16 protein-coding genes are annotated in these 23,680 nt (G+C 51.3%); 10 read left to right on the top strand and 6 right to left on the bottom strand.

Annotated elements, in window-relative coordinates:
* The first annotated feature begins 360 nt into the window (after window positions 1–360).
* Entirely contained in the window at window positions 361–1,974 is a 1,614-nt protein-coding gene (locus tag ACMVP2_RS22835) for a tetratricopeptide repeat protein (RefSeq protein ID WP_416865251.1), read from the top strand.
* Between the two features lie 422 nt (window positions 1,975–2,396).
* Here the strand turns inward: ACMVP2_RS22835 and ACMVP2_RS22830 are convergent, their stop codons facing one another.
* The 4 genes from ACMVP2_RS22830 to ACMVP2_RS22815 all read right to left on the bottom strand — a co-directional run bounded on the left by ACMVP2_RS22830 (window position 2,397) and on the right by ACMVP2_RS22815 (window position 8,597).
* On the bottom strand, window positions 2,397–3,290 hold the full coding sequence (locus ACMVP2_RS22830; RefSeq protein ID WP_416865250.1) for a sugar phosphate isomerase/epimerase family protein: 894 nt from the start codon (window positions 3,288–3,290) through the stop codon (window positions 2,397–2,399).
* 13 nt (window positions 3,291–3,303) lie between these two features.
* Window positions 3,304–4,647, bottom strand: a complete 1,344-nt coding sequence (locus ACMVP2_RS22825; protein ID WP_416865249.1) for a Gfo/Idh/MocA family protein — start codon at window positions 4,645–4,647, stop codon at window positions 3,304–3,306.
* A 353-nt stretch (window positions 4,648–5,000) separates the two neighbouring features.
* Window positions 5,001–5,177, bottom strand: coding sequence for a hypothetical protein (locus ACMVP2_RS22820; protein ID WP_416865248.1), 177 nt, complete (start codon window positions 5,175–5,177; stop codon window positions 5,001–5,003).
* 141 nt (window positions 5,178–5,318) lie between these two features.
* Window positions 5,319–8,597, bottom strand: coding sequence for a VPS10 domain-containing protein (locus tag ACMVP2_RS22815; RefSeq protein WP_416865247.1), 3,279 nt, complete (start codon window positions 8,595–8,597; stop codon window positions 5,319–5,321).
* Window positions 8,598–8,923: 326 nt separating this feature from the next.
* On the opposite strand from ACMVP2_RS22815, the gene ACMVP2_RS22810 reads away from it, so the two are divergent.
* The 5 genes from ACMVP2_RS22810 to ACMVP2_RS22790 all read left to right on the top strand — a co-directional run bounded on the left by ACMVP2_RS22810 (window position 8,924) and on the right by ACMVP2_RS22790 (window position 16,501).
* On the top strand, window positions 8,924–9,571 hold the full coding sequence (locus tag ACMVP2_RS22810) for a hypothetical protein (RefSeq protein WP_416865246.1): 648 nt from the start codon (window positions 8,924–8,926) through the stop codon (window positions 9,569–9,571).
* A gap of 267 nt (window positions 9,572–9,838) precedes the next feature.
* Window positions 9,839–10,762 carry a hypothetical protein gene (locus ACMVP2_RS22805; RefSeq protein ID WP_416865245.1) on the top strand — a complete coding sequence of 308 codons (924 nt, stop codon included), beginning with the start codon at window positions 9,839–9,841 and terminating at the stop codon, window positions 10,760–10,762.
* Between the two features lie 176 nt (window positions 10,763–10,938).
* A complete protein-coding gene (locus tag ACMVP2_RS22800; protein ID WP_416865244.1) occupies window positions 10,939–11,331 on the top strand; it encodes a hypothetical protein in 393 nt (130 codons plus the stop codon).
* 835 nt (window positions 11,332–12,166) lie between these two features.
* On the top strand, window positions 12,167–12,952 hold the full coding sequence (locus tag ACMVP2_RS22795) for a DUF6261 family protein (protein ID WP_416865243.1): 786 nt from the start codon (window positions 12,167–12,169) through the stop codon (window positions 12,950–12,952).
* A 381-nt stretch (window positions 12,953–13,333) separates the two neighbouring features.
* Window positions 13,334–16,501 carry a WD40/YVTN/BNR-like repeat-containing protein gene (locus ACMVP2_RS22790; protein ID WP_416865242.1) on the top strand — a complete coding sequence of 1,056 codons (3,168 nt, stop codon included), beginning with the start codon at window positions 13,334–13,336 and terminating at the stop codon, window positions 16,499–16,501.
* Window positions 16,502–16,888: 387 nt separating this feature from the next.
* On the opposite strand, the gene ACMVP2_RS22785 is transcribed toward ACMVP2_RS22790, so the two are convergent.
* Together ACMVP2_RS22785 and ACMVP2_RS22780 are read right to left on the bottom strand one after the other, a co-directional pair.
* Window positions 16,889–17,860: a hypothetical protein gene (locus ACMVP2_RS22785; protein WP_416865241.1), complete on the bottom strand. Its 972-nt coding sequence runs from the start codon at window positions 17,858–17,860 to the stop codon at window positions 16,889–16,891.
* 505 nt (window positions 17,861–18,365) lie between these two features.
* Window positions 18,366–19,352: a LamG domain-containing protein gene (locus tag ACMVP2_RS22780; protein WP_416865240.1), complete on the bottom strand. Its 987-nt coding sequence runs from the start codon at window positions 19,350–19,352 to the stop codon at window positions 18,366–18,368.
* Window positions 19,353–19,518: 166 nt separating this feature from the next.
* Between ACMVP2_RS22780 and ACMVP2_RS22775 the strand changes: the two genes are divergently transcribed.
* The 4 genes from ACMVP2_RS22775 to truA all read left to right on the top strand — a co-directional run bounded on the left by ACMVP2_RS22775 (window position 19,519) and on the right by truA (window position 23,562).
* Window positions 19,519–20,442, top strand: coding sequence for a 5-dehydro-4-deoxyglucarate dehydratase (locus tag ACMVP2_RS22775; RefSeq protein WP_416865239.1), 924 nt, complete (start codon window positions 19,519–19,521; stop codon window positions 20,440–20,442).
* Between the two features lie 10 nt (window positions 20,443–20,452).
* Window positions 20,453–21,304: an alpha/beta hydrolase gene (locus ACMVP2_RS22770; RefSeq protein WP_416865238.1), complete on the top strand. Its 852-nt coding sequence runs from the start codon at window positions 20,453–20,455 to the stop codon at window positions 21,302–21,304.
* 136 nt (window positions 21,305–21,440) lie between these two features.
* Window positions 21,441–22,679 (top strand): endo-1,4-beta-xylanase, encoded by a 1,239-nt coding sequence (locus ACMVP2_RS22765; protein WP_416865237.1) that lies wholly within the window; start codon window positions 21,441–21,443, stop codon window positions 22,677–22,679.
* Between the two features lie 85 nt (window positions 22,680–22,764).
* On the top strand, window positions 22,765–23,562 hold the full coding sequence (truA, locus tag ACMVP2_RS22760) for a tRNA pseudouridine(38-40) synthase TruA (RefSeq protein WP_416865236.1): 798 nt from the start codon (window positions 22,765–22,767) through the stop codon (window positions 23,560–23,562).
* The last annotated feature ends 118 nt before the right edge of the window (window positions 23,563–23,680 follow it).

The following is a 23,680-nucleotide window of genomic DNA, read 5'->3' as shown; positions in this document are numbered from 1 at the left end:
CTCTCCAAATCCGCAAGAGTCTCTCCCAGCCGGGCTAACTTTTGGGTGATCAATTTCGGCGTCTCGCCGCTGCCACAAAACACAGGACATAAAACAGATCCATGGTAGCCAGCCTTCAAAACTCACTGCCAGAACCCGGGGGATTTCTCCGCCCCGATAGCTATCGGGACTGCGAAATGACGTGCCATTGGAGAGTCTAGCTGTTCAGCCACCTTAGGCGAGCGAAATACAAGCTTATCTACCCTACCCCAACTGGAAGCGCTACACCTTCCCCCTTTCGCTCCTCTCTGGATCAACGAAATGGTAAGGAGGCAAGGGTAACCAACCACTTCATATCCGTTTTTTCATTACCTTCATCCTATGAAAAAACCGACCGTTATATCCCTGACTCTCTCGCTCTTCGTTCTTATCGCAGCATCGTGCACTCAGCAATCGTCTTCAGGTGAAGACACTCAACTGGGCGACCTCCACCACAGCTTCTCTATCTCTGAAAAGGCAAGCGCCTCTTTTGACCAGGGACTTCTGCTGCTGCACAGCTTCGAATATGACGATGCGAACGAGGCCTTCCAGAAAGCCATTGAGGCCGATTCTGACGAGCTCATGGGTCACTGGGGACTGGCTATGACTCACTACCGGGCGCTGTGGGGCCTGCAAGATGTCGAAGCCGGGCGCAAAGTCATTCAGGCCGTTGGCGAAACCAAAGAAGCCAGGATGGCAAAGGCAGAAAATCAGCTGGAAGCTGCCTTCTGGGAAGGTGTAGAAATACTCTATGGCGAAGGTGAGCTCGATGAACGCAACCAGCGCTATGCGGACCATATGGCCGGGGTATATGAAGCTAACCCCGACAACCAGGAAGTGGCAGCCTTTTACGCCCTTGGCCTTATGTGGGCCGGATACACCAATCAGGACAACCTCAACAAATCTGCTGAGGTGGTCGCAGGCATCATTGCAGAGAACCCCACCCACCCCGGTGCTTTGCACTACATGATTCACGCCAACGACGACCCTGAATACGCTCAGATTGCCCTAACCGCAGCCGATAAATACGCTACTGTGGCGCCCGATGCCTCCCACGCTTTGCACATGCCTTCGCATATCTACGTGGCCCTGGGCATGTGGGACAAGGTGGTGAGCTCCAATATTGCCTCCTACCAGGCGAGCTTACACCGGATGGAGGCAAAAGGACTTGGCGGTAAGGAAAGAGGCTATCATGCCATGGCCTGGCTGCACTACGGCTACCTGCAGACTGGTGAGTATCAGAAAGCGGCTGATCTGCTGGCTGAGATCATCGGTTACCATCAGGATTCCACTGCCTCGAAGAGCTACCTGATCACCATGCAAAACGAGCAGCGCATTGAGGCCGGATACTGGCCGGAAGGACTAATACCCCAGCAGGTGGATTACGCCAGTCTTGGGCTCTCTGAAAAGTCGGCCATGCATTTTTTCAATAGCTTGCTGGCTTTCGATAAAAAAGACGTTGGAGCGATCCAATTGGAAATTGAAGGACTTAACCGCCAGCTTAGCAAAGCCAGTTTATTGGTAAATGATGAAGGCATAGCCATGTGCAGCGCAGGGCCTACCAGGTATGCACCTACCAAAGAAGGGTTGAAAAAAACACAGGTAGTGATTCACCAGATGGAAGCGCTGCTGGCACAGCTTAAAGGCGATGCTGCACTAACGGAAGAGCGCCTCGCTAAAGCAACACAGCTTGAAGGTGAGTGCTCCTACGATGCAGGACCGCCATTTATTGCCTACCCTTCTTTTGAACAATACGGCGATTGGCTGCTGGCACAAAGCAGGCCGGATGAAGCACTAACCCAGTTCAACCAATCGTTGACCAACCGAAAAAATCGCAACAAAGCCCTGCGGGGAAAGCTAGCGGCGCTGGAAGCCCTGGGCAGAACAGACGAAGCGAAAGAGGTGAGAGCCGTCATTGTCCAATTTACCTCGGCTCAAAAGGTGGCTGCGAGGTAGTTTGGATCAGATCGCTATCCATTTCAAATTGATGTTTAAGGCGTGTGTCTTCACACGCTTTGTGAAACATAGACAAACCTTGCTCAGAGTCCTCTACGAGAGACTCTGAGCGAGAGTAGTATCGGCAGGAAGAAAAGACTACAAAAGTTTCGCAAGATCGCCGGATTGCAGCCATTCCCTGCATTTCAATCCGTTAGCCAGCAGAAGCTGTTTGACCAAACTTTTGTAGTCTGCGGGAACGGACAGCGAATGTCTTCTCACGCTTTGGGAAGCATCAATCTCACGATCTCCCTCAGCGTCTCCTGATAAGGGACTCTGAGGGAGGAGAGGGGTTATTAATTCTTTGCCAGGTCTGGGGGATTTCTCCGCTGCGCTACGAAATGACGACTGTTATAGGCACCTCATTTGTTCAGCAGCTTCAGTTACACATTCCCCACCATCTTATTAAAGAGTTGCAACTGCTCCTTCATGGCAGCTACCCTATCGGTAGGCTCGGTACGGGCTTCGAGCAAAAGCCAGCCGTCGTACTTTATTCCGTTGAACAGATTCATGAGCTGCTGGTATGGGTAATCACCCACGTTCAGCTCCCGGATATGTACGGTATCGCCAAACCATTTCTTCACAGAATTGAAGTTGGCTTCCAGCCCTGGTTCCCACAGGTCCTGATCGTTGCAGTTCCAGCATATCTTCACGCTTTTTTCGGTTACCTGCTCAAAGATGGCCTTCATGTTCGGCAGCTCCTGGGTTCCCTCGCCGTGAACTTCCACACGCACCACCAGCCCGAGGTCAGCTGCAAATTTGCCGCATTCATTGAACGAGGCCGCTATCTGGGCAATGGTCTTTTCTTTTGACACTCCATCAGGAAAGCCATTGGGTTTTACCTTGATGCCTGTAGACCCAATGTCTTTGCAAAGCTGAAGATATTGCTTGGTGCCTTCGATGTTCTTGCGAACCCTTGCTTGATCCGCATGGTGATAGTCAAAATTAGCCCCATAGCCAAGACAGGTAACTGAGCTATCGGCGAAACGCTTTTTCACGTCAGCCCGCTGACTGGCAGAAAGGCTTGTCTCCACTCCATGGGCATGTTCCGTACGAAGTTCGACACCCAATAAGCCTGTCTTCTCACAGTTGGCAATGAGGGTGGGCAAATCCCAGTCTTTCCCCCACTGATAGGTCACCAGGCCAAGCTTCATTTTCGACTTTTTGGCGAACGCACTTACCATAAGTGGGTCTATCAACGATAGACCCACTCCGGCAATAACACTTTTTTGAATAAAATCACGACGTGACGTATTCATCTTGTTACGATGTTCCATTTGCACTCTTCAGTTACACTATTTCAGGAACCTCGAACCCTTTTCTGTAATTACGCTTCAGCATTTTATCTGCTTCAGGGTCGTTCACGAATGTTTCAGAGCTTGGATTGAACGTCAGCACACGGTCCAGCCTGTAGGCAATATTACCAAGGTGAGCCAATCCGGAAGCAAGGTGCGCAGTTTCTACGGGGCCGTTTTGCACAGACCTGTCACGCTTGCGCACAGCCTCGATAAAGTTCTTGAAATGTCCGTCGGTGCCACCGTCGCCACGATCCATGCCCGTGCCTGAAGCTTGTCCATCGTCGCCTGATTCGCCCGGTGTTCTGTCCTGACCCATATAGGTCTTGAACTTATCATAGCCATCCACCACGAGGATGCCCTTTTCGCCATAGAAGATATTGCCCACAGAAGCGCCGTCTTCAGCATTGGTACACCAAGGCCGCACTTCAAACTGGATGATCTTTCCTTCATCAGGGTACTTATAAACTGAGGTCAACACTTCCGGCACCTCTTTCGCATCATCCCAAAGGAATTTACCGCCCATGGAGGTGATTTTAGTAGGTAGTCCCACGTCCAATCCCCACATACAAAGGTCAGTTTCGTGAATGCCCTGGTTGCCTACGTCGCCATTGCCATAGTCCCATGCCCAGTGCCAGTTGTAGTGAACAAGGTTTTTGGTGAAGGCACGCTTGCCTGCCGGGCCAGTCCACAGGTCATAGTCGAGGCCTTCTGGCACCGGAGAGAATCCCTGATCGCCTATGCTTGGTCTCCAGCGGAACACAAGGCCACGTGACATGTATACCTTGCCCAGATAGCCGTTGCGCATCAGGTCAATGGCTTTGTTAATCGCCGGTGAGCTTCTCAGCTGCACGCCGTGCTGCACAATTCTGTCGTACTTGTGTGCTGCTTCCACCATCTTGCGACCTTCCCAGATATTGTGAGAGCCTGGCTTCTCTACATACACGTCTTTACCAGCCTGGCAAGCCCAGATTGTGGCCAACGCATGCCAGTGGTTGGGCATGGCGATACTGATCACATCAATGTCCTTGTTGTCGATGATCTTGCGAACATCCTGCTCAAGGAGTACGTCTTTCTTATAAGTTTCTTTGAACTCAGCCTGGCGCTTTTTCAGAAGAGGCATGTCAGGGTCACACAGGTGGGTGATCTGCACATTGTCCTGCACCATAAAGCTTTTGATATGGCTTTTACCCCGGCCATTTACACCTAAAACAGCCGCATTGATACGGTCGTTGGCACCAAAAACGCTTGACGGCATGATAGTAGGCAACGCAAACGCCACCGATCCGGCCACAGCGGTTTTCTTTATAAACTCTCTTCTAGTTGGTTCCATTTTCATTCATTTATTATTTTAAGTAGGACTATTAGTTTCCATTGTTTCGACCAGGCTTGCAACCTGCATTGTGCATGCGGTTCACCTGCTACTGTAAGACGAAGTAGCCTGAGTAATCACTTACATAAGGTATGAAAAAAGCCGATTAAATTGACGAGCGGTCGGGTTGGGAATTCAGAGGAGGGATTGATGGGGAGTTTAAGGGATTGTTAAGAGGCTTGGGGGCTTTACCAGCATCCCTCCGTCGTTCCGGTGGGTGCATCCGCACACCAGCACCAAGCCCCGTTCAAAAACCCTGTCAGGGTTACCGATCATCTTCAGGATGGGGCTTCACCGCCCTCCTGATTTATGCCGCCCTTTCAGGGCTTTGACGTTCTTGAAACCTTAAGGAATTGAGCTCCCTTGCATTGCGTGAGAAACAGCGTTCTTTCTAACACTGCCCTCATCTCTCCTACTTCCTCGCCCGCCGAAGCTTTCAGCGTAGATGGGCCGCCCGCCGAAGCTTTCAGCGTAGATGGGCCGCTCGCTGAAGCCATTGGCGCAGGCGGGTTACTACCGTCTCCTTTCTTTCATTACCCCGGCGTCTGACGGCCCACCACAAATGCCACTCGCCGTACCGACGCCTGCCATGCGACTCCGACTGTCTGACTGTCTGACTGTCCGACTGTCCGACTGTCCTATTCGAATTTTCTCCCCGGCGTCCACGGCGCACCTGCCGCCTCAAGCGCCGCTTCGTATTGCGATAGCTTACTGAGGTAGGCAGCCATATCTCCTTTAAACTGGCTAAAGTCGGTGGTGGCAATGTCGATGTTTCGCTGCTGCGTTACCGTGGGCGTTTGCCGGGTATCCCAATGGCCGTAAGCCACCTGCCCTACTCTGCTCATGATCGACGGCACCGTTGATTCGTTCATGCCTCTTCGGATGCGGTCACCTGTGAGACGGGTGCGCAAAGCAGCCAGCTCTTCCTCCAGGCTATTTTGTCTGGCAAACAACTCCTGTTTTGCCTGCGGCGTTTCCATCAGTGCTGCCCTCATGTAGCGCAGCTTCTCCCCTGCTTCACCCAGCTGACTGGCAGCCCCCGATATTTGGCGGGAAAGCTCGCTGGTCTTTTGCTGAAAAGCGGCCACCATCTTAAAGTCAGTGCCTTTCGGTGCCGTAGGCACGGGCTTCACTATAAACGACTGTGGAGCCCCTTTGGCTTCCATCACGCCTTTGTGAAACACATACAGCGTCACGCTGTACTTACCGGGTGCCGCAAACGGCCCCTGTGCATCGCCTGCCCAGGGTGGCACAAAGTCTGGCTGCCGCAGGTCTATGGGGTCGGGGGCGGGAAACCGCAGGTCCCAGCTTACCCGGTGCAAGCCTTTGGCCGTGGCCCCTTTGATCCAGCGCACGGGCTGCCCGCTTTCATCACTCACCAGCAGCATGGCCTGAGGTGTCTTTTCCGTCGACTCCTCCAGCAGCCTTTCCCAGCCGGGGAAGGGCACACTGGCGTTCTTTTCGTTCAGGGTCTTTTCAGCAGCCTGGCGCTGTGCTTTCATCGTCTGCGGCACGTCGTTCAGGTAATATGTAAATACAGCGCCAAACGGGGGGTTAGCCGCCCTGAAGCTGGTAGTGCCCAAAGTAGGCATGCCTTTGGCTTGCATGGGCACGCTTGGCACATACCACCAGGCATCTCTCACCGCAAACAAGGTAGCGTTGTTCAGGCTCACCGCCTGGCTCAGGTTTCTCAGCGGCGTGTAGTCATCAAGGACGTAGAAGCCCCGCCCGAAAGTAGCGGCCACCAGGTCGTTGTCACGCTTGTGCAGCGCAATGTCCCGCACCGGGATGGTGGGCATGCCGTTCTTTAGCCTGATCCAGTTTGCTCCTTTGTTCACAGAAAAATAGATGCCGTACTCTGTGCCAATGAACAGCAGATTAGGATCGACAGGGTCTTGTTTGATCACCCACACAATGGTGCCCATGGGCAGGTCGCTGGCAATAGACTGCCAGCTGCGGCCCCGGTCGGTGCTGATGAACAGGTAGGGGCTGAAGTCGCCAAACTTATGGGCGTCGGCCACGGCAAACAAGGTATTGGCCTCGTGAGCCGACGCTTCTATGTCGTTGATAAAGGACAGCGCCGGCACCTTGGGCAGGGCAGCGCTCTTGCGCCAGTTTTTGCCGCCGTCCTCGCTCACCTGTATCAGACCGTCGTCGGAGCCGGTGTAAAGCAGTCCTTCCTTGAGGGGCGACTCGGCTATCGACGTCAGCGTGGCGTATTTCGACATGGCTCCATTGTCGTAGAGGGCATCGGCGCTCCACACCCTGCCCATGAGCTGCAGCTCGTAGCGGTTGCGGTTGGTGGTCAGGTCGGGACTGATGGGTGTCCACGAGTCACCACGGTCGTCGCTGCGCCACACCCGCTGCGAGCCGTAGTAGAGGCGTGAGCCCTTGTGCGGACTGATGAGAATAGGTGCATCCCAGTTCCAGCGCTCAGGGGCATCGCCGGGAGCAGGCTGGGGCTGAATGTCGAGTGTTTCTTCGCTGCGACGGTCCAGGCGCTTCAGGCTGCCTTCCTGAATTTCCACATACACAATATTGGAATCATCGGGATCCACCGCATTGTCATAGCCATCGGCGCCCAGCGGCACATACCAGTCCTGGTTGCGCACGCCCTCCACATTGGTGGTGCGGGACGGCCCAATGAGCGAACCCAGGTCCTGCGCTCCACCCACGATATTGTAGAACGGCTCGGCATTGTCGAGCGAGAGCTTGTAGAACTGTGACACGGGCATGTTAGGAAAATGCCGCCAGGTGGTGCCTTCGTCGTAGGTCTCGTACAATCCCGCATCGCAGCCAGCCAGCAGGTGTTCTCCATCGGCAGGGTCGATCCACAGTGCATGGTTGTCGCTGTGCTTTTCACGGCCGGTGCCCAGGTAGTCAAACGTTTTGCCTCCATCCCTCGTCACGTGCAGGAACACATCCATTTGGTAGACCAGGTCGGCATTCACAGGCGAAGCCTCAATCTCCTGGTAGTAGTGCGGGCCTGTGCCTCCCGATATGTAGCTGTTGCGCTTTTCCCAGCTCTCCCCTTTGTCGGTAGAGCGGTAAAAGCCCTTTTCGTTGTCGGCGGCTTCAATGGTGGCGTACACCAGCTGCGGATTGGCCGGTGTAACGGCCAGGCCTATTTTGCCCATGTCTCCTTTGGGAAGGCCGGTGGCCATGCGGCGCCAGGAGGCACCACCGTCGGTGGATTTGTAAATGCCAGACTTAGGTCCGCCTGCCAGCAGCGACCACACATGGCGACGGCGCTGATAGGCGGCGGCGTACAGCACATCAGGGTTGGAAGGATCAAATTCCACATCCGTTACGCCCGTGTTTTCATCGATAGGCAGCACCAGCTGCCAGGTTTTTCCGTCGTTGGTAGTTTTGTAGAGGCCACGGTCGCCGCCAGCTGACCACAGAGGCCCCTCCGCCGCCACGTAAGCCACGTGGCTGTTGCGGGGGTCGACCAGTATTTTGCCTATATGCTCTGATGCCGGTAGCCCCATGGCTTGCCAGGTTTTGCCACCATCGCCGCTGCGGTACACGCCACTGCCCCAGCCCATGTGGCGGCCACTCACGTTTTCGCCAGTGCCTACCCACACCACATCTGGGTTGTTGGGGTCGATGGTGACCGAGCCAATGGAGTACGAAGGCTGCTCATCGAACACGGGCTGCCACGAGATGCCCCGGTTGGTGGTTTTCCAGAGGCCACCTGAGCCCACGGCCACATACCAGGTGCTGCGGTCGGCAGTGCTCACGGCAATATCAGCGATGCGACCAGCCATGAGCGCCGGGCCAATGCCACGGAGCTTTAAGCCCGCTGCGGCTTCCGCCAGGGCGTCTTTATTGGTCGTTTGTGCAATGGCTTGGGGAAGGTAGCTCCCGCTCGTGACGAAAAGGGCAAGAGCAAGGACAAAGGCTTTTTTCAACATGGTAACAATGGTTAATGACAGTTCTTCAATTTATCTTCTATGCCGACCGCCCAGTGGGGTCGTTAAAGGGGTGCTTATCTAAGGGTAATGCATCTTAGCAAGAATTATTGACGAATCAAGGGGGAAAGTGGATTGGTGGTAGGGTCAGGTGAAGTAGACTATAAAAGTTTGCATACTTTAGAGCTTTTGTATGTGACGTCACTAATTATCTCTCAAATCATGCCTGCTACAATTTCTTCCCTTTTATACTTTAGAGACAACAGCATAAACCTTCTATCACTATATCGGCATTTACAATGCCTAATATAAATCAGACAAAAGAGTAAATGGATACAAAACATAAATATGGAGTTTTCATTGTTGAGAGTTTGACACTCGATGATGAAAAAAACGGCCTACTAGATGGTCAGATACTAAGAGATATTTTGGATTTATGTCAGATCCCAAATGAGTATTACTACATAAGGACAAGTCATGAACTACAAGAAATAATAAATGAATTTGACAAATCCGAGTTTAGATATCTACACCTTTCGTGTCATGCGGACAAGACTCAAATAGCGTTTACTTTCGAAGAGTTGTTTTTTTATGAAGTAGCAGAGCTGATAAAAAGCAAATTGAAAAACAAGCGTGTTTTCATCTCAGCATGTGAGGCGTGCAATTTTGAATTTGCTAAAACACTAATCCCTAGTTCCGGATGCTATTCGTTAATTGGCTCACCAACCAAAATTAATTTCGATAAGTCGGCTGTATTTTGGTCTGGGTTCTATCATCTAATGAATGAGACGAACAATATTAGAATGGGACAACCCGAAATACGAACCGTGCTGCAAAAACTTGTCGACACATATGACATTCCTATAAATTATTATTCATTTATATCAAACAACAACTCAGAGCTAAAAGAAAACCTTCTCCGGCCAAATATTGAAATTAAGTCGACAAAGAAAACAGTCTTCGATAACGAAGCTTAGCGATGCTCAGTGACAGCACGAGGCCTCTTACGCAAGGATATGGACTTACAGTAAAAGCCCCCGCTAGTTGTAGCAACCACTAATGAGCCTAGACTAGTGAGAGTCTGTCACTCCTCCAGTTCCGTTAGATTTGTAAACTCAAAGCCTTATCGGAGGGATTTAATCCATTCGGAGAAGCCGGGTTAGAAATCCTTCGATACTTCTTCAGGAAATTGTACAGAAACCAGCCAAAACAAGCCTATATTGTAGAAACCATTTTACGCATCAATGGAATCTCTTTCAGATTTTTTCAAACACCTAGGCGAACGCTTTAAAAGCCCTTTGATTTTCTCTTTTATTCTTTCTTGGGCTGTAGCCAACTGGCAGATTTCTCTGGCGTTGTTTTATTGGCAGAGTGATTTCTCGTCTTTGGTAGCCTTTATATCAGAGTGTGCGAGTTGGTGGTATTCTTTTGGGCTTCCCTTTTTGGTTAGCTTATTTTACACGTTTCTTTTTCCTTGGATCAAAGCGTTTATAAAAATACGGGACACTGATGCTGAATCTTACGGCTACTCCAAGAGTCTTGAAAGAAGCAAGCAGAAATCACCTGTAATGGACGAGTACCTTTCTAAGATGGAGAAATTAGACGACACTACGGGCAAACTTGAACTAAAAATTGAGCAATACAAAAAGGTAGAAACTGATTTACAAATCTCAAAAACTTCAAATGAAAACCTGCAATTGCAAATCAAAACTATGGATTTGAAGATTAAGTCGATAGACAAAGAACTTGCTGATACTAAGAGTAGGCATAAGGAGGAAATAACTAACTTAATTGATAGAGCTTTCAATCTTAAGGCGCTAAGTGGCAGTTGGAGCCAGCATCTCACTGAAGGAAAAGTCACCAGTACAAACAGTATTCGAATACAAGGAGCTAACTTCTTTGTTGGCGAAACTACAACTCCTGCTGCGACCATCCAGTTATTTTCTAACAACCTTAATACCAATGAAATATCTTTTGTCCTTTTCCCAAACTCCAAACTATTTGAAGCTCACATCAAAGAAACAGCGGTTCCCCCAATTCAAATATTTATTTTGACATACGACAAAGGTCATAGAACCTATTCTGGAAATGTTTATTCTCCAACTGCTAGTGGTCTTAAGAAGGTCTCTGTTGCACTAGTAGATACAACACCCATTTCATTTTCCTAGAACACTCTATCGCCCCCCCAATCGCCCTCGTTTGAGCGATAGCGGAAACGAGGGCGTGCGAAACTGGCGATTGCATCGCCGCAACTGCTCGTGAAAGTATTTGCTAAATTGGCAGCCATGAAAACGAACATGGTAATTTGGCCTATCCAATTACTTTTGGTAATTCTCCTTGGACAATGAAGCAGAAGGTTAAAATCATAAGTGTTAGCAAGACAGACGAACACGAAGGAACTGTGACGTTTCAAATTAACGGCCGACACTTTGATGCTTTCTTTTGGGGCGACAACTTTTTACCTGGTGAGGAATTGCATGTGTCTTTGACTCAGTTAGAATATCCCCTCAGCTGGGAGACAGTCTTCGGAGAAAACAAAGGCCGGGAAATAAAGATTGAGAAATCAAATGTTAAGGACTGGGCTTATTATTGTTACGGGACAATTCAATCAGTGAGACCAGTGATTGCTAACTTTGGTGACTTTCAACTCGACTTAGGTGACTGGATCAATGACGATAAAGTTGTAGGGCAATTCATCTACTGGACAATCGACAGGTTAGATATTAAGAGAGTGTGAAGAGTAGAAACCTGTTGGTTCGAGCTGCCAGCCAGTGGCAAAAAATGCTGGTGCCATCCCCCTGCTAGCCCTAGCACTCCTCAAGCAGAATGCAGGCTGGTGCGAGTTTGCAACTCGTACCTCTGAGTCTGAGCACCCAATGGTAATAAGCCCTTCCAAAAACACTGACAGACCGGGAGCATTAAAGAGGTTACTATGTGCGCTTCATGCAGATAGTAACCTCCTTTCATCGTGTTGGCCCGGCTTTGGGGGTGATGGAGGCTATGGACGCTGGTTATGGAGTAGTTACTTAAAAGAGATCGCAACACCGGCGTTTCACCTTTCCCCTACCTAAAAATTCCTTGCCGCACCGCTGCAACAGCTTATCCCCTACCAGCAATCAGCCCATGCAGCTCAGCGAACGTTTTCCCACTTTTAGGGTTGGCTACCTCAGCCGTGCTACGCCATTCTTGCTTTCGGGGTTTCATCCTGTAGCCGTGTTTTGCCTTTCCCGTGTATAGGATTGGTTTCTTTTCATTGCAATGCCTTTCCCCTGGCGAAGGGTGGGCTTTTTCAGCGGTGCGGCAGCTTTCCCCAGGCTGTTGACAAGCTTCGCAGTACTGCGGCGCTTCGTCTACCAGTAAGTGATAAGTCTATTCCCACTGCTTCGTTCAGATATTTTTCCATTTCTACACCAACAGTGCTGCGGCCATCCATCACCCTATGTCCACTCCTATTACTACAAAAAGTTCTTGCAGAATATTTCGTGTATTTACTATATTACTATTGGTATACTTATTATATGTAATAAATACACTCATACGATTCTTTTTTTCACCTAAACCCCTTATCTGCTATGATAGAAGGAATAAGTCTGAAGACATTGCGTAACAGTGAATTTTCGCAATTCATGAGCGATGTACTCACCATTGTGTCGAACAACAAGCCTACTGCCCTGAAGGTGGAAGCCGAACATGCCGCTCTTGCTGCCGTGCTGGGTGAGATCAACGCCATTTTTAAAGCCAAGCGTGGCTTTGCCACCACCGAAGAGCTTGAAGAGCTGGATGCCCGCCGGGATAAGACCATTACGGGCCTGGGGCTGCTGGTGAACGCCCAAACCTACCACCCCAGCGCCACCATTCGCAGGTACGCCGAGCTGCTCAACGGGCACCTCAAAAACTATGGCGGCAATATAGCCAGGCAAAACTACGCCAGCGAAACGGCCATCATCAACAATATACTGACCGAGTGGGCTAGCAAATCAGACCTCAGTGAAGCAGCAGCAGCCCTGCAGCTCAGCGACTGGACGACTGACCTGAAGGAGGCCAATACGGCGTTTAACGAGAAGTACCTCCAGCGCAACACTGAAATGAGCAGCGTGTCGGCCGACACACTCAAAGACAAGCGAAATACGGCCGCAGAGGCTTACTATGAGCTGCGTGACCTGATTGTCGCCTACCACACCATCAAAAAGGGAGCCGAACCCTTTAGCAAAACGGTGAAGGAGCTCAACGCCCTGGTGGGTCAGTACAACCACATGCGCAGTGGCCGCAAGGGCAAGGGCGACGACCCATCGGAGGACCAGCTGGAAGCTGTGGCGCAGTCGAACGGCAAGGTGCCGCATGAACAAGAAAGTGAATAATGCTTGTATACGGAAAAGAGGCGCTGGCAACGGTGCCTTTTTTTTTGTGGGGGTGGTTCCGGCGTGTGAGACTCACTCCGGAACGGAACGTAAGGGTGGCAGCAGAGAAGACTACAAAAGTTTGGTACGCCAGCCAAAGCCGGTTACCCAACCAAAGCAAGTAACGGCAGCGCACCGGGGCTATCCGGCAAAACTTTTGTAGTCTTCACGCAGCCCGCCTAACACCACCGTAGGCCCGGAGCATTAAAGAGGTTACCATCTGCGCTTCCGCAGAGAGTAACCTCTTTAATTCGAAACCTCTTTAATTCACCGATCACCTAAATCTTCTTTCCACATTCCCGCCAATTGAGTAGACTTATGCTTACAACCTAAGCCAAACAGATGAACTCAATTGTTTTCAAATGCCTGACCGGCGTAGCCGCCTGTCTGCTCCTCCCCCTCCTATCATTTAGCCAGGTCGACTCAAAGGTCTTCGACGAGCTGTCGTACCGCTTCATTGGCCCAGAGGGCAACCGGGCCATCGCCATTGTGGGTGAGCCAGGCAACCCCATGGTCAACTACATCGGCGCTGCCTCGGGCGGCATTTGGAAAACGGAAGACGGCGGAGTGTCGTGGAATCCCATCTTCGACGACCAGAACGTTTCCTCCATTGGTTCCCTGGCCCTGGCACCCTCCGAACCCTCTACCGTGTGGGCCGGCACTGGCGAAACCTTCCTGATCCGTCCGGCCCACTCCATTGGCAATGGCATCTACAAATCCACCGACGCAGGCACCACCTGGGCCAACATGGGGCTGGCAAAAACAGCCCGCATTGGCCGGGTGATCGTGCATCCTACCAATCCGGACATTGTATACGCAGCAGCCCTTGGCCACACCTATGGCCCACAGCAAGAGCGGGGCATTTACCGCACCAAAGACGGTGGCAAGTCGTGGGCAAAAGTGCTGTTCGTGGATGAAAACACAGGCGCTGCAGACCTGAGCATGGATCCTACCAACCCCAACGTCCTCTATGCAGCCATGTGGTCGATCCATATCAACACCTGGGGCCTCAACAGCGGAGGCGCTGGGGGCGGCATTTATAAATCTACCGACGGCGGCGAAACGTGGAAGCCCATGTCGGCCAACGGTCTGCCAGGAGGCAAAGACCATCCGGTTGGCAAAACGGCTGTGGCAATAGCGCCCGGCAACCCTAACAAAGTATACGCCCTGTTTGAAGACAAGAGCCCTGCGCTGTACAGTACAGAAAACGCCGGCGAAAGCTGGACACTCATCAGCAACCACCACGACATGGCCGAGCGGGCACCTTACTACACCCGCATAGCGGTTTCTCCTGCCAATGAAAATGAAATCTACTTCCTCAGCGTTCGCTTTGCGCAGTCGCTGGATGGCGGCAAAACGCTGGAGAAGAGGCCACCCCGTGGTGGTGGCGACAACCACGACATGTGGATTGACCCCACCAACGCCGACCGCATGATGGTGGCCCACGACGGCTGCGCCAGCATTAGCCTGAACCATGGCAAGACCTTCCAGCGGGTGGTGCTGCCCATTGCGCAGATGTACCACGTGGCTGTGGATAACAACGCCCCTTATTTTGTGTACGGCAACCGGCAGGACGGCTACTCCTACCGGGGACCCAGCAACAGCTTGCAGGGCTATATCCCCCTGGGTTTGTGGCAGGGAGTGGGCGGCTGCGAAAGTGGTTTCGCCAAGCCTGATCCGTTCGACAACAACATCATTTGGTCTGGTTGCTACGACGGCGGCCTCCAGCGCTTCGACATGCGCACTGGTCATGCCAGGGAAGTGAGGGTGTGGCCGGAAGCCGGTTATGGCTGGAAGCCCGCCGACCTGAAGTATCGCTGGCACTGGAACTTCCCGCTGAGCTTCTCTCCGCATACGCCGCACCGGGTGTACGTAGGCAGCCAGTATGTGCACCAGTCCGACGACGGCGGCCAAAGCTGGCAGCTGATCAGCCCCGACCTGACGCTCAACGACAAAACCCACCAGCAGAACTCCGGCGGCATTGCCATCGACAACCTGATGACGTTTGACGGTGCTACGCTGTTTGCCGTAGAAGAATCGCCCCTTCAAAAAGGCCTGATCTGGACGGGCAGCAACGACGGGCAGGTGCAGCTGACCCAAGACGGCGGCAAAACCTGGACGAACGTCAGCAAGAACATTCCGGTGGCGCCCTGGGGTACTATCTCGAACATAGAGCCGTCACGCTACAACGCAGGCACCGCCTACATCACCATCGACCTGCACCAGATGGCCGACTTTGACCCGTACATTTTCAAAACGGCCGACTATGGCAAGACCTGGAAGAAGATCAGCGACGGCATTCCTAAGTCTATCCTGAGCTTTGCGCACGTGGTGAGGGAAGACCCGAAGAAGCAGGGGCTGTTGTTTGCCGGCACCGATAATGGCGTGTACTACTCGCCTAACGATGGTGCGACCTGGATGCCGCTGCAAAACAACCTGCCTCCTGCGCCTGTGTACTGGCTGGCCATTCAGGAAAACTTCGACGACCTGGTGGTGGCCACCTACGGCCGTGGCTACTATATCATGGACGACATCTCCCCTATCCGGCAGTTTTCCGAAGAGGTGCAGGCGACAGCGGTGCATGCATTTGACTTGCGCAAGGCCTATCGCTTCCAGGAGAAAGAAGCGATCAAGACCGATGGCCCTGGCTTGAACTCAGGCCAAAACCCGGCCTATGGTGTGGCGGTGAACTACTACCTGAAAGACTCCGTGGCGCAGCCGGTAGTGATCACCATCCTCAACGCACAGCAAGAGGTGATTCGCACCCTGAAAGGCAAGCAAACTGCTGGCATCAACCGAACGATGTGGGACCTGCGCTATGAACCCACTTTCAAGCCCAAGCTCAGGACGAAGCCAGAAGGCCGCCCCTGGGTAGAAATGAACGGAGAAGGCTGGCGACCGCTGGTTACCTGGGATTTGGATCTGTGGGGTGGTCAACTTGGGCCACGGGTGGCGCCAGGGCAATACTTTGTGAAGATAAAGGTAGGCGACACGGAAATCATCAAAACCGTCGACGTGCTGAAAGACCCCTCTACGGAAGGCACTCAGCAGGAAATAGAAGAGCAGGTGGCGTTCTCGCTGCAGCTGCGTGACGCCCTGAACACTGTGGTGGAAATGATCGACCGGGTGGAGTGGATCAGGAAGGAGCTGGAGGAGATGATCCCCACGATCAAAAATGCCAAGCTCCAGAAAGAGCTGATGGCGGTGCAGGGTCAGGCGACTGCCATTGCCGGGCAGCTGTACGACATTCACATGACAGGCGCCCGTGAGGATGCCTTCCGCACGCCGATGCAGCTCTACGGCAGGCTTTCAGCTCTCGCCAGCGACATCACGGCCAAAGGAGCGGACTTTAAACCCACCAACCAGCAAGCAGAAGTAAAAGGCGTGCTGAACGAACGAATGGTGCGGGTGCAAACCGAGTTCCAGACCCTGCTCGACAAGCAAGTAACCCAACTCAACGACAAGCTGATTAATGAGAATGCAAAGATTGATATAGAGGGGAAGAAGTGAGGGGGTTGGGTGTGTTTTGATGGCGGTCCGTCGCTGCGGTGCCGCTAAAGCCATCGCTGGGTCACAGCTATAGCCACAATAACAACGTCATGCCGATGCTGAGCATCCGCAATTTGGCGAAATGAAATGGAGCCAAGTGAAGGTGCGAAGGGGGCATCCCCAAGACCTGGCACCGATCCTCTAAAGAACACTGCCATCATCTGGGAGATCTCTCCCTCGTACCTCGGTTCGAGATGACGGCGGTCTTTGGTGGCTTTAGCTGTTAAGCAGCCTTTTAGAGCCGAAGTACATGCACATCCGCCCTCTCCACACTTACGTCATACCGATGGCGACGAAGGAGTGAATGACGGCATGTTATGCAGGCCTTATCTATGCAGCGAATATCGGTCAGTCATTAAATTTTGACCGAATTCCTTTCCAAACCTTCTCAATTTTATAATTGCGGTAGTAACCGAAGTATCCAAAATAGAACATATTGATCATCCACTGGGGCATACCTGGTAGCGTGTAGTACCCGGTGGGATAAGATTTCAAGCCGAGCTTTGAAAGATATTCTTCGATCCTCACCTTCCCATGGTGCTTGATACGCCCGCTGGTGATGTGGCCAATCAGCCCCCTGTCATTGGCCGGGTCCAGGATCACTTCATACTTATGATTGGGTATCGGAAACACGGACATATACCCAGGACTTCCCTGCTCCGCCTTCACTTTCTCATAGGCACGAAGGTATTTCTCCTTGTTCGAAAAATTTCTCACCCAATGCTCTCTTACACCCATCATTTCGCTCCAATGCTGAAGCGCTTTTCTGGAAAGAGTCCGATGAGCAATCATAAACCCGGTGTGAATATTTAGTTTTCTTTCGGGGTGTTGCTCGTCAGGGAATCGGTTGACCCTGAACTTAACACCTTCAGATTGCCAGTCGGAAGAAGCAAAGTGAAGCAGGTCGTCCAGCCCCTCCTCTCTCAGAAAGATAGCATCGGCATCAATGTAGATAAGTATGTCTATTTCCGGGTCATCGATCAGATTAAACACCTCTGCCTTCAACGACTTCGCCTTCGGTCGCTTCATGGGCGAAATAAACCTGGGCATCCAGACGGGCACTCCTGCTACCCTTTGTTTTAAGAAGCCGACTGGAGAATCTATTCTTCGGGAGAAATTCGCTACGGTTATCAGCTTGATATTGTCCGAGCCCGCATTATTCCTAATATCGTTGAGGTCGTGGCAGCCGGGCGAATCTGTAATCAAAAACGACGGCCCCGTGTATTTTGCTATTTTATACAGCGACTCAAGGCATGCTTCTGCCTTGCAGGTTCGGGAAAACGGGCCAGTAGCAATGGTTACAAAAGCTATATTACTCATTTTGGAGCCGACGGTACGACAGGATTATGACTTCAAATATGTCAAAGATCGGTCACTTTACTTGAGTTAACCGATATAATATGCTTTAAAATGATCTGTATGGTGAATAAGCTCCTCATGCCCCATTCAAGAAGTGAGCGAGTCACTGAGGATGGTGTTTTGTGGAGTGGTTCCGGTGCGAAGACACAGCCTTGAACGGCCTGTGAGACACACTCCGGTACAACGGGGTGTGAAGGAGACTACAAAAGTTTGCTCCAATAGCCAAAGCTGGTAACCAAACCGTAGCAAGCAACCGCACTGCACCGGCGCCATCCGGCAAAACTTTTGTAGTCTGTGTATCCCAGCCCACGTCGGCTTTGTTTCGAAACGCATTAAAGAGGTTACTCTCTGCGGAAGCGCAGATAGTAACCTCTTTAATTGCTTCATTAGATATTATCTGTTTAATCACGTCAGCTCCTAAAGGGAATGACGGCGTGTTAGGGAGACTTGACTGTAAGACAGCCTACTACTTTTCGTCCAGCTTTCTCAGGGCTGCAATGTTGCTGGCCTCATGCACCTTCAACACCTCCTCGTCCGTCAGCGCCCGATCAAACACCGCCAGGCCGCCGAAGTAGCCAATGGTCGCCTCTCCTAGCATTTCCCCAACTGCATAACGTGCCCCCACGGTGAAGTCGGAGCCGCCTCCTGGCTTGGTGTCGCCATGGATTTCAGGGTCGTAGCAGAAAATACCCCGTCCATGATAATAGGGGTTCATACCTCTGTTAGCACCACCAGGCCCTTCCTGCATGAAATAGGGATCATCTCGTTTATCGTTAACAGGGTCAGGCGCTCTCTCATCAAGCACCCCATCAATATACGCTTTGATGTATTTACCATCGTAGGTAAAAGCCAGGGTGCACCAACGTTCCTCCGGCACTTCCTGTTTGGTAGCGGCATAGTCGGCACACCAGGGAAACTTCGTGCTGTCGGCCCTCATCGTGACGCCACCTTCGGCCGAGATGTGTGGTACAAGTTGCTTCGGCCCGCCGTAGGTAGGCATGTTCATGAGCATGGCATACTGGCGTGTGCCGCTGTCATCGTCCCTGCCCTTGCCTTCACTCCACATGCCTGCGATGGTGCGGCTTTGCCTGAGGTCGTAGATTTTCACCACGGCGAACATCGATACCTGCGCATCGGGCCCGCAAATATTGAGATCGCCGGTTTCCTTGTACGGGATGCTCAGGTATTGCTTGCCGTCGAAGTAGGCAGAGTAGCCTGAGAACGGGCCAACATCAGCCCGGGCAATGGGCCCGCCTACTTCCGACAGCGAGTGTGGTTGGCTACCACCTACTGACGTCCGCTGCTGCCCGGCTTCCTCGCCGAAAGTCCAGAAAGCCACAAGGTCGGGCGTATTCAGAAAGACAGAGGTGTCACCAACGGGGCCGTTTGTGCAGCCATTCAAAGTCAATATAATAACAAGCGACGGGACGAAAACTTTGCGGAGTGTGGGCATAAACATCTTCCTAGTTTTTATTTGCTCTTAGTTTGAAAAAAAAGAAGTCTATGCATTTTGAGCAAGTTTACCAACATCATTTACTTGAGCCGTTCAAAATAGAATTTAATGACACGCCGAAAAGATCGATATATTAGCAATAGTATTTGACTAATTAACCTCAGCAATGCCACTCACCCTTTCTCAGATAAAAGCCTCCCTCGAAGACGGCCTCCTCTCCTTCCCCATCACCGATATGGACGAAAAAGGCCGGTTCAATCCCACTACCTACGCTTCCCGCCTCGACTGGTTTGTGACCCACAAGGTGTCGAGCATCTTTGTGGCTGGTGGTACCGGCGAGTTCTTCTCCCTGTCGGAGCAGGAGTATAAAAAAATCGTAGAAGTGACCGCCGAAACGGTGCAGGCAAGGGTGCCGATGATCTCCAGCGTGGGGCGCAGCATACCAGAGGCCATCGCCTTCGCCAAAATCGCCGAAAAAGCTGGCATGAGCGCACTGCTACTGATGCCCCCCTACCTCACCGAGTGCCCTAAAGATGGCTGCTACGAATACGCTAAGACCATCATGAACAATACAAGCCTGCCCGTGATTTACTACAACCGGGCCAACGGCGTGCTATCAGCAGACTATATCCAAAGGCTGGCCGACAACTGCGACAACTTTATCGGGCTGAAAGATGGCACCGGCAACATGCAGGAGCTAAACGACACCATCAAATCGGTGGGTAGCCGCTTGTCGTATATCGGGGGCGTTCCCACAGCAGAGATCATTGCCGAGGCCTACCTATCGATTGGAGTCAATACCTACTCATCGGCAGTCTTCAATTTTGTACCTGAGCTAGCCAATCTTTTCTACAAAAGCCTGAGGGCCGGAGACAAAGAAACGGTAACCAAAATCACCAGGGAATTCTACATTCCCTTTGTAAGGTTGAGAAGCAAAAAGAACGGCTATGCAGTGAGCCTGATCAAAGCAGGTGCAAAGCTCATTGGCCGAAGTGCCGGAGAGGTGAGAGCACCGTTGACCATGCCTACTGCCGAAGAGATCAAAGTACTTGAGGGCATCATCCAAAACTCATCAAGCTTACTCAAATAAGGAAAAACCAGTGAACAAAAACCTCGCCTTTGCCCTCACCATCATATTCTGCCTCACCTGGTTCTCCAGTCGGGCGCAAACGGAAGTGATGTACAAGCAAGTTGATACCACCAGGCTGTATGTGGAAGTTATCACCCCGCCGGGCTTCACTCCTGAGAAACAGTATCCGGCCATGGTCTTCTTCTTTGGCGGAGGCTGGAAAAGTGGCAACAGGTACCATCTTGAAAACCAGGCAAGGTACCTGGCCAAGCGGGGAATGGTCTGTTTTCTGGCCGACTACAGAACAGAAAACAAAAATGGCACCACACCTTTTGAAGCACTCAAAGATGCCAAATCGGCCATGCGGTTTGTTAGGAAAAACGCCAGTCGATTCAGCATCGACCCGAACAAAATCGTCGCTGGCGGGGGCTCAGCCGGGGGGCATCTGGCAGCAGCAGCTGCTTTGACAGATAAAGACAAATACAATGAAGATTCCGATGATTTGTCTGTCAGCTGTGTGCCTAATGCACTGGTGCTTTACAACCCCGTGATTGACAGCGGGCCCGGTGCGTATGGGTATGTAAGAGTGAAGGAGCAGTACAAAGACTTTTCGCCATTACACAACATCAAGGAAGGAGCGCCTCCTACCATTTTTCTATTGGGCACCAACGACAACCTTGTGCCAGTTGTAACTGCTGAGTACTTCAAAATGGCCATGGAAAAAATGGGGAACACCTGTGAGTTGATTTTGTACGAAGGTCAGGGACACGGCTTTTTCAACTACACGAATCTTGAGTACTACAAAAAGACCCTGGAAGCAACCGACGTTTTTTTGCAGTCGCTGGGATATCTAAATACGGAACCAAAAGTGGTCATCGAGTAGGCGCCAACCGCCAATAGCAAATCGGCCTTCTTCGCAGTAGGCGACGTCCATTGGAGATTGCCATTGACCGCCACCGTAAAAGCACATGGATTTGGTCGTTTAAAGAGCTACTTTCAACAAGCTTTCAACTACCTCTATGAAAAATATAAACGCAGCTTTCTCAAAAGGATTCCTTACCCTCGTTGTCCTTTTGTTCATACAACTTACTTTCCCCACTCAGGCGAATGCCCAATATGCAGGCATTGAGAATGATATCACCAAAAACCGTAAGGGCCAGCTAATTATAAAGGCCAAACCCGGCGAAAAGGTCACTGTAGAGCAACTAAGCCACGACTTCTGGTTTGGGGCTGCCATTGGCAACGGCATAGCAGGTGGGTGGTCAGAAGCAGACAAAAAGACCTACAAAGAGAAGTTTCTGGAAAACTTCAACTCGGCAGTCACCGAAAACGCAGTGAAGTGGCTCAGCATGGAGAGAGAGAAGGGCCAGGTAAACTATGCGACAATTGACACGATTCTAAGCTTCACCGAAGCAAACAACATCCCATTAAGGGCACACAATCTTTTCTGGGGTATTGAGAAATTTGTGCAGCCATGGGTAAAAGAAATGGATGATGCCACGCTGAGGCAAACGCTTCAGACAAGAGCAGAAACCGTGACAGCTAAATACAAAGGACGGTTCGTGGAGTATGACCTGAACAATGAAATGATCCACGGTAACTATTACGAAGACCGGCTGGGGCCTGAGATCACCAAACAGATGGCACAATGGGCCCGCAACGGCGACCCTGATATCAAGCTCTTTTTGAACGATTATGACATCCTTACCGGCAATCGACTGGATGACTACATGGCACAAATTCGCTTTCTGCTGAAGCAGGGAGTGCCACTCGCCGGCATTGGCGTGCAGGGGCATCTGCATACCGACACTTTCGACCGGGCAGAGTTGAAGCGCTGCCTGGATTCACTTGCCATTTTCAACTTACCTATCCGCATCACAGAATTTAATATGCCGGGGCAGCGATCGCAGTACTTAAGCGACAACCCTCCGACAATGACGCCAGCCCAGGAGCTGCAAAGAGCCAAAGAGATGGCCGACTATTACCGGATCTGTTTTGCTCACCCGGCAGTTAAGGGCATACTGATGTGGGGATTCTGGGAAGGTAATAACTGGATCAAAGCTTCTTCGCTTTACAAACGTGACTGGTCGCCTACCCCAGCGCTTGAGGCCTATCAAAACCTGATTTTCAAAGAATGGTGGACAAAAGCTTCAGGAGTTGCTAATAAAAACGGAGAATATGCCGTTTCTGCTTTCTACGGTAAATACAAAGTAACCATCAACGGCATATCAAAAGAGGTAAACTTCACCGGACAATAGAACCAATCACTCCATTTACAAGAATGCCCTGGCAATAGATCGATTGAAACTCGCTTACTTTGACACATTATAAGCGAACGACTGAATGATCTATTTCTTGCATATTGGCTTTGACGGCAGCAACTACCACGGCTGGCAGTGGCAACCCAGAGCCACCAGCGTACAGGAAACAATAGAAAAAGCCCTGCATAAGATTTTTAAAGCCCCTGTGACTGTGTATGGTTGCGGGCGCACCGACAGTGGCGTGCATGCCAGTCAGTACATGATGCACATCGACATTGAGCACAACGTTGACTTCGATCTGAAGTTTCGGCTCAACAAAAACCTGCCGGAAGACATTACAGTGTATGAGGTGCTGGAAATGGAAGAAGGCCGACACAGCAGGTACGATGCAAACTCCAGAACCTACGATTACTTTATCCATTTGTACGAAGATCCGGTGCTGCACAAGTACAGCTCCTGCTACAACAGATTGCGTGATCTTGACTATGAATCGATGCAAAAGGCAGCAGCTATACTGCCCCTGTATAGCGATTTCAAGCCTGTTTGCAAACGGCCCGACGACTACAAACACACCCATTGCAAGGTAACCGACGCCAGGCTGTATGTTAGTCACGATGGACAGCGCATGCGATTCACCATCACTGCGGATCGCTTTCTCAGGAGCATGGTACGGCTATTGGTCGCCTACCTGCTGAAAATAGGCACCCGAAAGTTGAGCTTCGAAGAGTTTGAAAATATCCTTAAAAACACAATCGTAGTACCCAACATGATTCTCGCAATGCCCAACGGGCTGTATCTATCGAAGGTAGAGTACCCTTATTTGAAGATCGAGCCAAAAGAAGACTTTAGTAGTTTTTTGAAGGTGGGATTGAGTGATTGAGATTGGGTGCCAAGGGCCAATTTCATTGTCGTGGCGTTTTAGTTCGTATCGGTCTGGTTCCTAGCGAGAAGCTAAATGGCGATAAATGGACTTCCCGACCCAAAGTAAATGGCCTGCC

It is taken from the genome of Imperialibacter sp. (genome assembly GCF_048007035.1).
Lineage (GTDB): Bacteria > Bacteroidota > Bacteroidia > Cytophagales > Cyclobacteriaceae > Imperialibacter.
This window is presented reverse-complemented; position numbering and strand designations above follow the sequence as displayed.